The following is a 15091-nucleotide window of genomic DNA, read 5'->3' on the forward strand; positions in this document are numbered from 1 at the left end:
GAACAGGAAGCGGCCGAGGATATCGCCGCGCGACTCGGTGACCGGGCCGGCCTGATCGCCGACCTGACCGCGATCGAGCGCGCCGGCGCCGTGTGGCGCAGCACGTATGCACAGCCGTTGATCAGCAGCGTCATCCCGGGCCAGCCGAATGTCGTGAACCCCTCGACCGCCGACCGCGGGAAGGCCGAGTTCGACCGCATCCGCGGGCTATTTAATACCCAGAACGCCGATCTGGCGGCGGCGCGGATCGTCGCGGTCAACCAGCTCGACACGATGCGCAGCTGGCGTAACCGGATCCTGATCGCCATGGTGGCAGCGTTCATCGCCGGGACGGTCCTGCTGGGGCTGTTGATGCGACGCGCGGTGACTCGTCCCCTGGCGGTGCTCGCCGCTTCGTGCCGGCGGATTGCCGGAGGCGACTTCGCTCACAGCATCGCCGCGCGGGGGTCCAAAGACATCCGCGCGATCGCGGGCGACGTAGAGAACATGCGGGGGCGGATCGTGACCGAGCTGGACATATCCCGATCGGACCGGGCTCGCCTAGCGATGCAAACGGAGGTGCTCGACGCGCAGGCGGTCGAGCTACGGAGATCCAACGCCGAACTCGAGCAGTTCGCCTATGTCGCCTCCCATGACCTCCAGGAACCGCTGCGCAAAGTGGCCTCCTTTTGCCAGTTGCTCGAACAACGTTACGGAAGCGCGCTCGATGAACGGGGTATCGAATACATCGGATTCGCTGTCGACGGCGCCAAACGCATGCAGGTGCTCATCAACGATCTGCTCACCTTTTCCCGTGTCGGTCGACTCAATGTCACTCGCGCCACGGTTGACCTCGACGCCACCTTGGACACCGCTTTGGGCAATCTGGCCGCGGCGATCGAGGAGTCCAATGCCCAGATCGTGCGGCGCGATGGTCCGCTCCCTCAGGTCGTAGGCGACGCCACCCTTGTGACGATGCTGTGGCAGAACCTCATCGGCAACGCGGTCAAGTTCCGACGCGAGGATCACGTCCCCCATATCGTGATCGACTGCGAACGCGGCACCGGTGATCACGACGGCCATTGGGTGTTCAGCGTGACGGACAACGGCATCGGCATCGCTCCCGAGTTCGCTGCAAAAGTGTTTGTCATCTTCCAGCGTCTGCACGGCCGGGACTCTTACACCGGAACTGGTATCGGGCTGGCGGTCTGTAAGAAAATCGTCGAGCTGCACGGCGGTACCATCAGTGTCGACACCGGCAACAGCAGCGGCTCTCGATTCTGGTTCACCTTGCCTATTGCCGCCGACAGCAACCAGTCACCCCTCGGCGCAACCGAAGGAGCCCACCGATGACACCGGCTGGTCGCCCAATCGAGGTTCTGCTCATCGAAGACGATCCCGGAGACGTCCTCATCACTCGGGAAGCCTTCGAACACTACAAGATTCGCAACGCTTTGCGTGTTGCAAGTGACGGACAGGAAGGTCTCGACTATCTGTACCAACGTCGATCGCACAAGGGCGCGACCCGGCCGGACCTGATCCTGCTCGACTTGAACCTGCCGAAGTACGACGGCCACCAACTGCTTGAAAAGATCAAATCCGACCCGGACTTGTGCCACATCCCCGTTGTCGTCCTGACCACCTCGGCCGCCGAGGAAGACATTCTGCGCAGCTACCGACTGCACGCGAACGCCTACGTCACCAAACCCGTTGGCTTCGAACAATTCATGAACGTCATCCGCCAGATCGACGAGTTCTTCGTCCAAGTCGTAGCCCTCCCACCCCATTGATCCACCTCGTGTCGGTTGACGCAGGTGAAAGAAGTGTTACCTTCACCTGGTGTCTGCCGCACCCATCACCGGCCTGTCCGGAAAGCGCTACGGCGAAGTCCTTCTGGTGACGCCGGGCGAGGCGGGGCCGCAGGCGTCCGTCTACAACAGCTTCGGGCTCAACGACTGTCCCGCCGAATTGTGGACGGCGCTCGACGCACAGGCCATTGCGGCCGAAAACGGTGCTGCCACAGCCTTACTCAACGGCCCGCGCTACTGGTTGATGAACGAGATCGAAAAGACGAACGAGGGCCCGCGGATCATCAAGAACTTCGGCGGAATCGACATGGCGCTGCAGGCCCAAACCTTGCTGTCGGGGATGAACCCTGCGCCGTATACCGCCAATCAGGTCCACCGGCACACCGTCTTCACCTTTGACACCGGCGAAGAGGTGTACGAACTGCACGACCCCGCCCTTCGGCGGTGGGTGATGCAGACCTGGAGCCAGATCGTCGACCCCAACCTGGGGCGGGCGGACCTGGCCAGGCTCGGTGAGCGGCTCAACCTGCCCGAAGGATGGACATACCAGGCGCGAACGCTGACGAGCCCGTTGCGCATCGACACGACCACGCACGCTGCGCAGGTACTGCAGGACGACCTGACCAATAGCTACTCGCTGCTGGCCGGCTGAACCCTAGAGGTACTGACCGAGGTTGGACTCGGTGTCGATGGCCCGTGAGGCACTTGAGCTCTTGCCGGTGACCAGCGTGCGGATGTAGACGATCCGCTCGCCCTTCTTGCCCGAAATCCGCGCCCAGTCATCCGGGTTGGTGGTGTTGGGCAAGTCCTCGTTTTCAGCGAACTCATCGACGATCGAGTCGAGCAGATGCTGGATCCGCAGGCCTGGCTGACCGCTTTCCAGCACCGACTTGATGGCGTTCTTCTTCGCCCGGTCGACGACGTTCTGAATCATCGCGCCGGAGTTGAAGTCCTTGAAGTACATGACTTCTTTGTCGCCGTTGGCGTAGGTGACTTCCAGGAACCGGTTGTCGTCGATCTCGGCGTACATCCGGTCGACCACCTTCTCGATCATCGCCTTGATGCACGCTCCACGGTCACCGCCGAATTCAGTGATGTCATCGGCGTGCACCGGCAGAGTCTCGACGAGGTACTTGGAGAAGATGTCCTGTGCCGACTCGGCGTCGGGGCGCTCGATCTTGATCTTCACGTCGAGGCGGCCGGGCCGCAGGATCGCCGGGTCGATCATGTCCTCACGGTTGGAGGCACCGATCACGATGACATTCTCCAGGCCCTCGACACCGTCGATCTCGCTGAGCAGCTGCGGGACGACCGTGGTCTCCACGTCGGAGGAAACCCCGGTGCCGCGGGTGCGGAAGATCGAGTCCATCTCGTCGAAGAACACGATCACCGGTGTGCCCTCGGACGCCTTCTCGCGGGCCCGCTGGAAGATCAGCCGGATGTGACGCTCCGTCTCACCGACGAACTTGTTCAGCAGCTCGGGGCCTTTGATGTTGAGGAAGTAGGACTTGGCCTCGCGCGCATCGTCGCCGCGAACCTCAGCCATCTTCTTGGCCAGCGAGTTGGCGACCGCCTTGGCGATCAACGTCTTGCCGCAGCCGGGCGGCCCGTAGAGCAACACGCCTTTGGGCGGGCGCAGCGCGTATTCCCGGTAGAGATCCTTGTGCAGGAACGGCAACTCGACGGCGTCGCGGATCTGCTCGATCTGCCGGCCCAGCCCGCCGATGTCGTTGTAGGTGACGTTGGGAACCTCTTCGAGCACGAGGTCCTCGACCTCAGCCTTGGGGATGCGCTCGAAGGCGTAACCCGCTTTGGTGTCCACCAGCAGCGAGTCACCCGGACGCAGCTTGCGCGGCCGCAGGTCGTCGTCCGACGAGTCATACACACCGTCGGGCAGGTCCTCTGCCACCAATGGCTCGGCCAGCCACACGATGCGCTCCTCGTCGGCGTGACCGACCACCAGAGCGCGGTGCCCGTCCGACAGAATCTCGCGCAGAGTTGAAATCTCGCCGACCGATTCATACGTGCCGGCCTCGACGACAGTTAAAGCCTCGTTGAGCCGAACAGTCTGTCCCTTGCGCAGCGACTGCACGTCGATGTTGGGTGAGCAGGTGAGGCGCATCTTGCGGCCCGAGGTGAAGACGTCGACGGTGTCGTCCTCGTGGGTGGACAACAGCACGCCGTAGCCGCTGGGCGGCTGCCCGAGCCGATCGACCTCTTCGCGCAGCGCCAGCAGCTGCTGGCGGGCTTCCTTGAGGGTCTCCATCAGCTTGGAGTTGCGCGACGCCAGCGAGTCGATACGAGCCTCGAGCTGGTGCACATCGCGCGGACTGCGTGCGGCACTGTGCGATCCGGCCGCGTTGTCCAGTTGCTCGCGCAGGATCGCAGCCTCGCGTCGCAGCTCTTCCAACTCGGCAGCGTCCTCGCTGGAGAGGTCTGGCTCGCGCGGGTTACCGAACGCTTCACGCTCAAACTCACCCATGGTGCGCTCCTTTCCCGCTCCGGGACGGTGGTGCGGTGGATACCTCAACGCTACCGGCGATTTCCAATTCATGCGGGAACTCGAAATGGGGCACACGGGCAACAGCGTTAACATCTTGTTTAGTCAGCTTTACCGAGAGGACCTCAGTGACCGTGAAAACCCTAGCCACAGGCATGGCGGCGTTGGCCGCCGTCGGTGCTGCGGCCGCCGGTGTGACGTGCATTGCATCCGTCACCGCGGTGTCGCCCCGCGTTCAGCCGGTCGTCTTCGGCACGCCGTCCCCGGCAAGCGGGCGGTACCCCCAGCCCCTGGACCCGCCGGCGCCGGTCGGCGTGGACCTGCCGACCGCCTATCAGCTCACCAGCGTGCTGAACACGCTGCAGGACCCGAGCGTGTCGTTCGCCAGCAAGGGTTACCTCATCGAGGGCGGCATCCCCGTTCCCGCCAGCCTTGCCGACCACGAACTGCAAAAGGCCGCTGCCAAGGGCAGCCTGCCGCTGACGTTCGACATCAGCAACATCGCCCCCGCTGGTCCCGGCGCCGCCACGGCCACCATCACCGCGACGGGCCCGCATCTGACCCCGACACCCGAGTACCTCAGGTTCGTCGATCAAGGCGGCTGGAAGCTGTCGCACGACTCGGCGATGACGCTGATCCAGTCTGTGCGCTCGTCGCACTGACGGCCGCTGAATGCCCCGACGCCTCACCGCAGTCTTGAGCGCCGCCGCGATTGCGGCGGTGCTCGGGCTTCCGGGGTGTTCCAGCGATAAGGACGATGCGTCGCCGGAGACCTCCGCGCCGTCGACGGCGGCGTCGCTGAGTTCGACGGCGGCCCCACAGGCCGCTCCATTGCCGCCGCCCGATGCGTTGGCGGGCGTGCTGTACCGGCTGGCTGACGCGGCGGTGCCCGGCCCCCAGAAGCTGAACCTGGTCGAAGGCGCCACCCCGGAAAACGCCGGAGTCTTCGACCAGTTCTCCAATGCACTGCTGAACGGTGGTTTCACGCCGGTGAAGTTCGATGTACGCGATGTCGGTCGGTCTGACCGGGATCCGGCCGACGTGGTGGCCAACGTCGACGTCAGCTCATCGAATCCGAAGGGTCCCCGATTCTCTTTTCCCATGGAGTTCAAGCCGTTTCAGGGCGGCTGGCAGCTGTCGGCGCGGACCGCCGATGTCCTGCTGGCGTTCAAGACCGACTCCGCGCCGCCCCCGGCGGAGCCCGGTCACTGACTCCAGATGTGGATCGGCTGGCTGGAGTTCGACCTTCTGCTCGGTGATGTGCGCTCGCTCAAGCAGAAGCGATCGGTGGTGCGGCCGGTGATCGCGGAACTGCACCGCAAGTTCGGCGTATCGGCCGCGGAGACAGGATCACAAGAACTTCACCGACGGGCCGGGATCGGCGTGGCGATGGCTTCGGCCGATCGCAGCCATGCCGTCGACGTGCTGGACGCCGCCGAACGCCTGGTGGCGGCGCATCCGGAGTTCGAGTTGCTGTCGGTGCGCCGAGATCTGCGGCGCAGCGACGACTGATCGGGCTAAGCGGTAGATGCGGCGTGGGTAATACCTGACACTCCTTGTCTGCGAAGGTGTCACGATATCGAGGTGAGCGACGATCGGGTGCGCTCGGCGTTAGACGGCGAAGGCCCCCCGGCAGGCCAAGCGTCGATAGATGAGTTGCTGGATCGGGCGGTTTCTGCGATTAACCGTGGTGATCGGGAAACCGCGACAGCCTTGGCAGGGCGGGTACTTGCCGCTGACAGCGCGAACGCTGAGGCCGAGGATCTGTTGGCTGCGCCGAGTAAACCGGGTGAGATCCGGCGGCTGACAATCTTCTTCGCCGACCTGGTGGATTCGACAGTCTTATCGGGGCAGGTGGAGCCGGAGACGTATCGGCTCCTGGTAGGCCGCTACCGCGAGATGGTCCTGCGCGCGGTGACCCGATACGAGGGACACATCGGCTCCACTCACGGCGACGGATTGCTTGCCGTGTTCGGTCACCCGGTTGCCCACGAGGACGATGTGCGTCGGGCGGTGCATGCCGGTCTGGAGATCACCCGACAGGTGGCTCGGCTCAGCGAGCAGGCAAAACGTCGCTTCGCGGTCGATATAAGTGTCCGAATTGGGGTACATCGCGGGCTCGTCTATTTGGACACCGCGCAAGACGACGTCTACGGGCTGGCCGCCAATCTTGCTGCGCGGGTCTCGGGCCTGGCTCCCCCGGACACAGTCGTGGTCTCTGACGCAGTTGAGGTGTTGATACACAACGACTTTGAGTTGCAGGAGCGACCCCCCGCCCTGGTCAAAGGGGTCGAGGAACCGGTCAGGCATTACCTCGTAGTGCGCGAGCGCGAGCCAGCCCGCAAATCGCGTCAAGGTCCACTTGTGGGCCGCGATACAGAGCTGGCGCACCTGAAAGCGTCTTGGGCGCTAGCGCAATCCGGCACGTTGCATGTTCCTGGCGTCGTGTTGAGAGGCGAGCCCGGAATCGGGAAGTCCCGTCTTGCGGCGGCGGCGGCCGAAATGGCCGAGGCGGCTGGGTCGCCCGTTCTCGACCTGGTCGGGTCGCCGTTTCATACGGACGCCGGGCTACAGCCGGTGCGCATATTGTTGGAGCATCGCTGTGGCATTGCTCGCAGCACCGATCAGGCCGAGCGACTGCGGTTGCTGGACGCCGAAATTCGCACCCTCGGCGTGGACCCGCGGAGCACCGTGCCGCTGCTGGCGCCCGTCCTCGGTATCGAAGCGGCTGCCGGCTACCAGCAGGTCGCTGCCGAAGGCCGACGGCTCTACGAGCTGATCGGGGACGCCGTCCAGACCTATCTGCTGGCATGCCTGGACGACGGCGCCGCGTTGCTGGTGGCCGAGGACGTGCACTGGTTCGATCCATCGACCCGGGAGGCACTTGGTCGGCTATTGCTCGCCGCCAGCGGCCACTTGTTGGTGGTGATTACTGGCCGGCCCGGCGACTGGCTACCAAAGACTCGGCGGCACACGACATTCGACCTGGCGCCGTTGACCGAGGAACAGACCGACAAATTGATCACGGCCTTGGATCCGGGCCTTAGCGCGGATAGGCGGGCGGCGGTGAGTGCGCGCTGCGACGGGGTGCCTTTCTACATCGAGCAGGTCGTGGCCGGACTGACTCAGACCGGCGTGCCCGAAACTCTGTATGAGCCGTTGTTCGCACGCCTGCGCGCCAGCCCCAAGGTGGTGCCGGTGGTGGAGGCGGCCGCCGTCATCGGCCGCAACATTGATCTGGGCCTGTTGTGCTCGGTCGTGGACCTGAGTGACGGCGAGGTCGACGAGGTGATCGACGAGCTCGAAGATGCGCTGGTGCTCGAACCGTCCGGAACCAGCACGTGGCGGTTTCGCCACGAGTTGCTGCGCGAAGTCGCCGCCGAGCTGGCACCCCCAACCGTGCAACGCGGATTACACGCCAAGGTGGCCGACGCCCTAAGCGGCAGTGCGGCCGGCGAGCCAGACTGGCAGCTGGTCGCCGGCCACTACGAGCGAGCACACCGGTTCGACCAGGCCGCAATCGCCTACCAGCAGGCATCCAACACTGCGCGACTTCGCGGCGCCCTGGCCGAAGCCCGCACCTACCTCACCCGGGGCCTCACGCAGCTCGACCGTGCCACACCCGGGGCGGACCGCGACCGCCGTGAGGCCGCGCTGCGGATGGAGCGAGGATTTCTCACATCGGCCGCGGAAGGCTATCAAAGCCGGGAGGCTGCCGCCGACTTCGAGCGCTGCCTACAGGTAAGCGGCACCCTGCGCGACGACGAGCTGTTCGCGACATTGATCGCCCTGGGGAACTACTACCAGGTCCGTGCCGACCTTGGCCGGGCGGCCCAGGTCATCGAATCGCTAGGAAGGGGCCTCAAGGGGCAGCAGTGGGCCCGCCCGAAGATCGACATCTTGGTCGGGACGACGGCGTATCTGCGCGGCGATTTGAATGCCGCCACGTCTGCCCTCGAGGCGGCAACCGCGGGCGTGGCGGCAGCAGACCAGCACAAGGTCGACGCCGAGTGGTCGCGGGTCAGCGAGCCGATCTCGTCGGGGTCCCTCCATTTGGCTTTGGTCGCGCTAGTGCGCGGCGATCTTACGAGAGCGGAAGCCGAGCTGGCCCGCTCGGCGCGCCTGGCCGACGGGTTCGGCTTCCCCGAGGGTCCGTACCTGCTCGCCTACACGCGGTCCATGGAAACGTGGCTGCGCGTCGAGGCCGGTCAGCTCGCCCGTGCCGCCCTCGTGGCCGCCGAAATGAGCAATGAGGCCGAGCGGCACGGCTTCGACATGTGGCGGCTGGTGGGTGCCCATTGGCAGGCCGTCGTCGGCGCCCTGGCCGCACTGGACGCCGGCGACCTCGACCCGACCGTCCTCGAGGTGCAGATCGCGACCATCACCGCGTTCCTCGACACTCTGCGCACGATCGAGGTGAACATCTACACCACCGTCCACGACGGGATCCTCGGGCGGCTGTTGATCGCCGCCGGCCAACCCGAGGCAGCCCGCGAACGCCTGGGCATCGGGCTGGCGCTGGCCCAGGACACCGGCATGTGTTTCTACGATGCTGAGCTTTTGCGGCTACGCGCTCAGACCCACGACGACAGGGGTACACGCCAGGCCGACACCACCGCGGCCGTCGAGTTGGCGCGCCGGCAGGGCGCGACGTTATTCGAATTGCGCGCCGCGCTGGACGATTTCTCACTTCGGGGTGAGCCAGCATGCGCCGACGTTGCCGACGCCGTAAATCGTATTCCGGCCGACAACGCTTGGCCGGAGTTAGGCCAGGCCCGCATTGCACTGTCTGACCGGTCGCGATCGGCCGACGGTCGCTTGGCCTAAACCGGCCGCTTGCGGCGCAGCGACGACTAGCTCGGCGACGCCGGCTCGCTGGGGCGTTGCTTTCTGCGCAGCGGCGTCGGTGGGACGGTGTCCGGCGCCAGCTTGCGCGCGAACACCAAAAACGCTGTGTGCCCGCGCATGTTGTGCTGGGGGCGCACGGCCAGCCCGACGACATTCCAGCCGCGTTGGATGGTCTCCCAGGCGCGGGGCTCCGTCCAGCACCGCTGCTCGCGCAGCGCCTCCACCGCCTTCGACAGCTGAGTCACGGTTGCCACGTAGATCATCAGCACGCCGCCGGCGACCAGCGCCCGCGACACCCGGTCGAGCACTTCCCACGGCGCCAGCATGTCCAGCACAACCCGGTCGATCGAGCCGTCGGGCAGAGCGGCGTCGACGATGTCGCTGATCATCAGCCGCCAGTTGTCGGGGACGCAGCCAAAGAAGGTCTCCACGTTGCGGCGCGCGTGTTCGGCGTGGTCGGCGCGCACGTCGTAGGAGATCACCTGTCCTTCCGGTCCGACGGCGCGCAGCAGCGAACAGGTCAGCGCCCCGGACCCGGCCCCCGCCTCCAATACCCGTGCGCCCGGGAAGATGTCGCCCTCGTGCACGATCTGCGCGGCATCTTTCGGGTAGACCACCTGAGCGCCGCGCGGCATCGAAAGCACGTAGTCAACCAGCAGCGGACGCAACACCAGGAACTGGTCACCGTTGGCGGACTTGACCACGCTGCCTTCCGGCAGCCCGATGACCGCATCGTGCGCGATTGCGCCGCGATGGGTGTGAAACTCGCCACCGGGACTGAGCAGCATCGTGTAGTGCCGCCCCTTGGCGTCGGTGAGCTGAACGCGATCACCGATGACGAACGGGCCGGTTGCGGACACAGCCGTCAAGCCTGCCAGCAGACGCGCCGCCAAAGGTGCGCGGGGTTGTCCGACCCGGCCTCTAGGCTGCGGATATGAGCGACGGACCAGGCACGCCAGCCAGGTCGCGCCCGGCGTCGAGACCAGCGCTGTCACCGTCGCGGGCGGCCGACTTCAAGCAGTGCCCGCTGCTCTACCGTTTCCGCGCGATCGACCGGCTGCCCGAGCCGCCCTCTACCGCTCAGGTGCGCGGATCGGTGGTGCACGCCGCACTGGAGCAGCTCTACGGTCTCCCCGCCGCCCAGCGCGGCCCGCAGACCGTCGACGCGCTGGTCGGTCCGGCGTGGGAGCAGGTGATCGCCGCCGAACCCGAGCTGGTCGACCAGTTGGATGCCGAGCAGCAGACCCACCTGCTCGATGAGGCCCGCAAGCTGCTGTCCGGCTACTACAGCCTGGAAGACCCGACCCGGTTCGACCCGCAGAGCTGCGAGCAGCGCATCGAGGTCGAACTTGCCGACGGCACCCTGCTGCGCGGGATCATCGACCGGATCGATGTCGCGCCCACCGGCGAATTGCGGGTGGTGGACTACAAAACCGGCAAGGCCCCACCCGAAGCCCGGGCGCTGGCCGAGTTCAAAGCCATGTTCCAGATGAAGTTCTATGCGGTCGCGTTACTGCGCTCGCGGGGCGTGCTGCCGACGCGACTGCGGCTCATCTACCTCTCCGATGGCCAGCTGCTGGACTACTCCCCCGACGAAGCCGAGCTACTGCGCTTCGAGAAGACGCTGATGGCGATCTGGCACGCCATTCAATCCGCCGGTGCCACAGGAGATTTCAGGCCACGACCGTCGCGGTTGTGCGACTGGTGCGCGCACCACGAGCACTGTCCGGTCTTCGGCGGCACACCGCCGCCATACCCGGGCTGGCCGGAGGCTCCCGACGAAGGCAACGCAGACACCGTCCTGGAGCACAAAGCCGAGCCGGCTGCTTGATCGCCGGCTACTTCAGCGGCGACATCTCTTGCAGCATTGTCGGTATCAGCTCGCAGACCGTGGGGTGAATATGCATCGTGCGGGCCAGTGTTTGGTAGGGCGCCTTGGCTGACATCACGTCCAGGATGCAGTGGATGGCCTCGTCGCCTCCGACGCCGAGGATGGCGGCTCCGAGGATCTGCTGCGTCTCGGCGTCGACAACTACCTTCATAAAGCCTTGCGTCTCACCCTTTTCCACTGCCCGTCCGACTCTGGTCATCGGTCGCTGACCGACCAGCGCGGGGCGGCCGGACGCCCGAACCTGCTCGACGGTCATCCCGGCGCGTCCCAGCGGCGGATCGATGTAGAGCGCGTAAGCGGTGATCCGGTCGCTCACCCGCCGTGGGTCATCGTCGAGCAGGTTGCCGGCCACGATTTCGAAGTCGTTGTAGGAGGTGTGGGTGAAAGCGCCCTTGCCGTTGCAGTCCCCCATCGCCCAGATGTGGTCGACGGTGGTTTTCAGTTGGTCGTCGACGGCGATGTATCCATGGGCGTCGGTGCGGACGCCGGCCTGTTCGAGCCCGAGGTCGTCGGTGTTGGGGCGCCGCCCGACCGCCATCAACAGGTGGCTGCCCGCTATCGGTGCCGCACCAGCTCGCGGAGTCAGATCGAATCCGTTGTCGCGCTTAGTTATCCGAATATCAGTGGCGTCGACGACGATGTCGATACCTTCGTTCTCCAGGATCGCCTTGATGGCGACGGAGACGTCCTCGTCTTCGCGCGATGTCAGTCGCGGGCCTTTTTCGACCACGGTCACCTTGGCGCCGAAACGCCGGTACATCTGCGCGAATTCCAGGGCGATGTAACTACCACCGACGATGACGAGATGCTCGGGCAGCGTATCGAGTTCGAGGATCGACACATTGGTGAGAAAGTCGATATCGGCCAGCCCGGGAATGTCGGGCACCACCGCACGTCCGCCGACGTTGAGGAAAATGCGCTCGGCACTCAACGTCTCATCCCCGACGCGCAACGTGTGTGGATCCTGGAAGCTGGCATGACCGCGAATGACGATGCAGCCGTCCATGCCGTCAAGCCAGTCTTCGACGCCTTTGCGGTCGTCTAGCATGATGGCGTCCTTGCGCGCCTTGACTTTTCGCATGTCCACGCGGACCGCGCCGGTGTCGACGCCGAAGTCGGCACCGCGCCGGGCCATATGTGCGGCCTGCGCACTGGCCACCAGTGTCTTGGTCGGGATGCAGCCGGTGTTGACGCAGGTACCGCCGATCAGCTTGCGCTCCACCATCGCAACGGTGTGACCGGCCGCGGTCAGCCGTCCCACCAGCGGGGGCCCGGCCTGGCCGGCGCCGACTACGATCGCGTCGAAACGCTGCGTCACAGAGCGGCGGTGATTGCGGCGAGCGCGAATCCACCGCCAACGGCGACGACGTCTTCGAGTAGAGCGGCCGGCAGGTCACGGCCAAACGACCCGGCCAGCTGGCCGCGCGCCCGGGCACCGAGCAAGGTGCCGAGCACCGCGCCGATCACGCCGGCGCCGAGCGCGCTCCAAGTGACGGCCCACGCCGTGCCGATCACAGCTCCCGCGAACCCGCCGGCCACGATCCGGCCAATGAACGCCGGCGGCGCCGTGCGGGGCGGCGTCTTGGGCTGCTTGTCGACAAAGAGTTCCCCGAGCGCAAGCACGGTGAAGATGCCGACGGTTATCCAATTGCCAACCCAGGAAGCCCAGGTTCCATTCAGATTGATCCAGTGCAGCGCGGCGGCCCACGAGATGACAGCCGGGGCCGTCATGGATCGCAGACCGGCGATCACACCAATTCCCAGGGCTAGCAGCAGAACATAGAAATGCGTCATGTGCGACATCGCGACCCCTCCTCAGGGCTCGACAAACGAACGCGGCTCTAGCGGGACGCTAACACAGCGGCGGCTGTCCCACCGGGACAACCATGATCAGAACCGGAAGAACCGGAGGCTTGAAGCCAGGATCGCTTTGGCACCAATCGCCGCCAAATCGTCCATGATCTCGTTGACACCGCGGCGCGGCACGAGCGCCCGCACCGCGACCCAATCGGGGTCGGCGAGCGGCGAGATCGTGGGTGACTCCAACCCTGGTGTTATTGCTGTGGCTTTGTCGAGAGCCGAACGCGGGCAGTCATAGTCGAGCATCAGGTACTGCTGGCCGAACACCACGCCCTGCACCCGGGCAACCAGTTGATCGCGGGCAGCGACGTCCGGCCGGTAGGCAGCATCCGGGTCGACCTGTTCGATCAGGACCGCCTCTGAATCGCACAACGTTTCGCCGAAGGCCACCAGGTTGTGCAAGTTCAAGGTGCGGCCCGAACCCACTACGTCGGCGATGGCGTCGGCGACGCCGAGCTGTATCGAGATCTCGACCGCACCGTCGAGGCGGATCACCGTCGCGTCAATACCGCGGGCCGCCAAGTCTTCTCGCACCAGGTTGGGATATGCGGTGGCGATGCGGCGGCCAGCCAGGTCCTCGACCTTCCAGTCCCTTCCGGCCGGGGCCGCGTAGCGGAAACTGGACGAGCCGAAGCCCAGCGCCAGCCTCTCATGCACCGAAGCCCGTGACTCCCGCGCCAAATCCCTTCCGGTGATGCCGAAGTCGAGCTCACCCGACCCGACATAGATCGCGATGTCTTTGGGCCGCAGGAAAAAGAACTCGACGTTGTTGTGCGGATCGATGACGGTCAGGTCTTTGGGATCGGTGCGACGCCGGTAGCCGGCTTCGGACAGAATGTCGACGGCCGATTCGCTCAGCGCCCCCTTGTTGGGGACCGCAACGCGCAGCCTGGTGGACCCGTTTCGGTGCTGCGGCGTCATCAGAGTTTCCGGTACACGTCGTCGAGCGTGAGCCCGCGAGCGATCATCAACACCTGAGCCCAGTACAGCAACTGGCTGATTTCCCCGGCCAGCGCCTCGTCGGACTCGTGTTCGGCGGCCAGCCACACTTCCCCGGCCTCTTCGAGGATCTTCTTACCCAGCGTATGCACGCCGCTGTCCAGCGCGGCGACGGTGCCGCTGCCGGGCGGACGAGTGCGGGCACGTTCGCCGAGTTCGGCAAACAGATCCTCGAAGGTCTTCACGGCCAGCGATTGTTTCATGGGTGGCTAAGCAAAGTCACGGCGGTTTCAGGTCGCGGCGGGTGGCGCGGCAGTCGGAGACACCTCGTCGGGCATGTCCTCAAGCGACACCCCGTTGGTTTCGCGGACCCACCGCCAGACGAAAACAAGCGACAGCATCGCGCACAGCGTGTAGAACCCGTAGGCCACACCGAGCACGTGACGCAGCGCCGGGAACGTCGCCGCGATAGTCCAGTTGGCCATCCACTGCACGCCTGAGGCCAGGCCCAGCGCCGCCGACCGGATGCGGTTGGGAAACATCTCGCCCAGCAGCACCCACAGCACCGGCCCCCAGGACACCGCGAACGCGACCACGAACAAGTCGGCAGCCACCAGCGCGATCACCCCGGCGGCTCCGTCGAGTTGCGGCCGACCGTTGACGGTGGATGCTCCGGCGAACACCACAGTCATCGTCGACAGCGTCACTGACATGCCGGCCGATCCGGCCAGCAGCAGCGGCCTTCGGCCGAGCCGGTCGATCAGCGCGATCGCCACCAACGTGATCAGCACGTTGACCCCGGTGGTCACCAGAGAAATGGTGAACGACGACTTCTCGCCGAAGCCCACTGCCTCCCACAGCAAATCGGAGTACGAGAAGATCACGTTGATGCCGACGAACTGCTGAAAGACGGCCAGCCCCAGCCCGACCCAGACGATTCCGTACAGCCCGCCGGTCGGCTTACGCAGATCGCGCCACGACTGTGGCTTCTCCTGCTCCAGGGAGCTCGCGATACGAGTGATCGTCACCTCCACGTCGCGCGGGCCCAGCAGTTGTCCCAGCACGTGGCGAGCTTGTGAAATCTCTTGTCTGCCAACCAGGTAACGCGGCGACTCGTAAATCGTGAAAAGCATTGCTAAATACAGCAGCGCCAGAATCAACTCGCCGAGAAAAGTCCAACGCCAGGCCGCCAGGCCCAGCCAGAGCGGCTTGCTCGCACCGCCCGCGATGTGGAACGGCAGCCAGGTGAACGCCATCGCTCCGAAG

Annotated in this window: 15 protein-coding genes; 8 read left to right on the forward strand and 7 right to left on the reverse strand. The window is 65.4% G+C overall.

Annotated features, from left to right (window positions below):
• The 3 genes from WAN02_RS18100 to WAN02_RS18110 all read left to right on the forward strand — a co-directional run.
• Window positions 1-1332: sensor histidine kinase (locus WAN02_RS18100; RefSeq protein WP_422265628.1), on the forward strand; the 1332-nt coding region annotated here is incomplete at its 5' end.
• The gene (locus WAN02_RS18105) at window positions 1329-1769 is read left to right on the forward strand and encodes a response regulator (RefSeq protein WP_422265629.1); all 441 of its coding nucleotides are present in this window, start codon (window positions 1329-1331) and stop codon (window positions 1767-1769) included. The genes WAN02_RS18100 and WAN02_RS18105, both read left to right, overlap by 4 nt.
• 64 nt (window positions 1770-1833) lie before the next feature.
• Window positions 1834-2439 carry a hypothetical protein gene (locus WAN02_RS18110; RefSeq protein ID WP_422265640.1) on the forward strand — a complete coding sequence of 202 codons (606 nt, stop codon included), beginning with the start codon at window positions 1834-1836 and terminating at the stop codon, window positions 2437-2439.
• Window positions 2440-2442: 3 nt separating this feature from the next.
• Here WAN02_RS18110 and arc read toward each other — a convergent pair whose 3' ends face one another.
• Window positions 2443-4269 (reverse strand): proteasome ATPase, encoded by a 1827-nt coding sequence (arc, locus tag WAN02_RS18115; RefSeq protein WP_422265630.1) that lies wholly within the window; start codon window positions 4267-4269, stop codon window positions 2443-2445.
• Window positions 4270-4442: 173 nt separating this feature from the next.
• On the opposite strand from arc, the gene WAN02_RS18120 reads away from it, so the two are divergent.
• The 4 genes from WAN02_RS18120 to WAN02_RS18135 all read left to right on the forward strand — a co-directional run bounded on the left by WAN02_RS18120 (window position 4443) and on the right by WAN02_RS18135 (window position 9114).
• On the forward strand, window positions 4443-4949 hold the full coding sequence (locus WAN02_RS18120; protein ID WP_422265641.1) for a hypothetical protein: 507 nt from the start codon (window positions 4443-4445) through the stop codon (window positions 4947-4949).
• A 10-nt stretch (window positions 4950-4959) separates the two neighbouring features.
• Window positions 4960-5499 (forward strand): hypothetical protein, encoded by a 540-nt coding sequence (locus WAN02_RS18125; protein ID WP_422265631.1) that lies wholly within the window; start codon window positions 4960-4962, stop codon window positions 5497-5499.
• 6 nt (window positions 5500-5505) lie between these two features.
• The gene (locus WAN02_RS18130) at window positions 5506-5799 is read left to right on the forward strand and encodes a DUF503 domain-containing protein (RefSeq protein ID WP_422265632.1); all 294 of its coding nucleotides are present in this window, start codon (window positions 5506-5508) and stop codon (window positions 5797-5799) included.
• A gap of 72 nt (window positions 5800-5871) precedes the next feature.
• Complete coding sequence (locus WAN02_RS18135; RefSeq protein WP_422265633.1) at window positions 5872-9114, forward strand: ATP-binding protein; 3243 nt, start codon at window positions 5872-5874, stop codon at window positions 9112-9114.
• A 26-nt stretch (window positions 9115-9140) separates the two neighbouring features.
• On the opposite strand, the gene trmI is transcribed toward WAN02_RS18135, so the two are convergent.
• Complete coding sequence (gene trmI, locus WAN02_RS18140; RefSeq protein WP_422265634.1) at window positions 9141-9995, reverse strand: tRNA (adenine(58)-N(1))-methyltransferase TrmI; 855 nt, start codon at window positions 9993-9995, stop codon at window positions 9141-9143.
• A 74-nt stretch (window positions 9996-10069) separates the two neighbouring features.
• Between trmI and WAN02_RS18145 the strand changes: the two genes are divergently transcribed.
• Window positions 10070-10966, forward strand: coding sequence for a RecB family exonuclease (locus tag WAN02_RS18145; protein ID WP_422265635.1), 897 nt, complete (start codon window positions 10070-10072; stop codon window positions 10964-10966).
• 7 nt (window positions 10967-10973) lie between these two features.
• Here the strand turns inward: WAN02_RS18145 and WAN02_RS18150 are convergent, their stop codons facing one another.
• From WAN02_RS18150 to WAN02_RS18170, 5 genes are all read right to left on the reverse strand, one after another.
• Complete coding sequence (locus WAN02_RS18150; protein WP_422265636.1) at window positions 10974-12344, reverse strand: FAD-containing oxidoreductase; 1371 nt, start codon at window positions 12342-12344, stop codon at window positions 10974-10976.
• Complete coding sequence (locus WAN02_RS18155) at window positions 12341-12820, reverse strand: DUF4126 family protein (protein ID WP_422265642.1); 480 nt, start codon at window positions 12818-12820, stop codon at window positions 12341-12343. The genes WAN02_RS18150 and WAN02_RS18155 overlap by 4 nt, the downstream gene beginning before the upstream one ends.
• A gap of 96 nt (window positions 12821-12916) precedes the next feature.
• Window positions 12917-13807: an ATP phosphoribosyltransferase gene (gene hisG, locus WAN02_RS18160; RefSeq protein WP_422265637.1), complete on the reverse strand. Its 891-nt coding sequence runs from the start codon at window positions 13805-13807 to the stop codon at window positions 12917-12919.
• Window positions 13807-14088, reverse strand: a complete 282-nt coding sequence (locus WAN02_RS18165; RefSeq protein WP_422265638.1) for a phosphoribosyl-ATP diphosphatase — start codon at window positions 14086-14088, stop codon at window positions 13807-13809. Before WAN02_RS18165 ends, hisG begins: the two co-directional genes overlap by 1 nt.
• A gap of 27 nt (window positions 14089-14115) precedes the next feature.
• The coding region (locus WAN02_RS18170; RefSeq protein WP_422265639.1) for an MFS transporter at window positions 14116-15091 on the reverse strand (976 nt) is incomplete at its 5' end.

The sequence above is a fragment of the Mycobacterium sp. genome, from assembly GCF_049281135.1.
Lineage (GTDB): Bacteria > Actinomycetota > Actinomycetes > Mycobacteriales > Mycobacteriaceae > Mycobacterium.

Coding starts and splice junctions, on each gene's coding strand:
- WAN02_RS18130 (WP_422265632.1), top strand. CDS start 5,506: ATGTGGATCGGCTGGCTGGAGTTCGACCTTCTGCTCGGTGATGTGCGC.
- hisG (WP_422265637.1), bottom strand. CDS start 13,807: ATGACGCCGCAGCACCGAAACGGGTCCACCAGGCTGCGCGTTGCGGTC.
- WAN02_RS18145 (WP_422265635.1), top strand. CDS start 10,070: ATGAGCGACGGACCAGGCACGCCAGCCAGGTCGCGCCCGGCGTCGAGA.
- WAN02_RS18105 (WP_422265629.1), top strand. CDS start 1,329: ATGACACCGGCTGGTCGCCCAATCGAGGTTCTGCTCATCGAAGACGAT.
- arc (WP_422265630.1), bottom strand. CDS start 4,269: ATGGGTGAGTTTGAGCGTGAAGCGTTCGGTAACCCGCGCGAGCCAGAC.
- WAN02_RS18165 (WP_422265638.1), bottom strand. CDS start 14,088: ATGAAACAATCGCTGGCCGTGAAGACCTTCGAGGATCTGTTTGCCGAA.
- WAN02_RS18155 (WP_422265642.1), bottom strand. CDS start 12,820: ATGACGCATTTCTATGTTCTGCTGCTAGCCCTGGGAATTGGTGTGATC.
- WAN02_RS18120 (WP_422265641.1), top strand. CDS start 4,443: ATGGCGGCGTTGGCCGCCGTCGGTGCTGCGGCCGCCGGTGTGACGTGC.
- WAN02_RS18125 (WP_422265631.1), top strand. CDS start 4,960: ATGCCCCGACGCCTCACCGCAGTCTTGAGCGCCGCCGCGATTGCGGCG.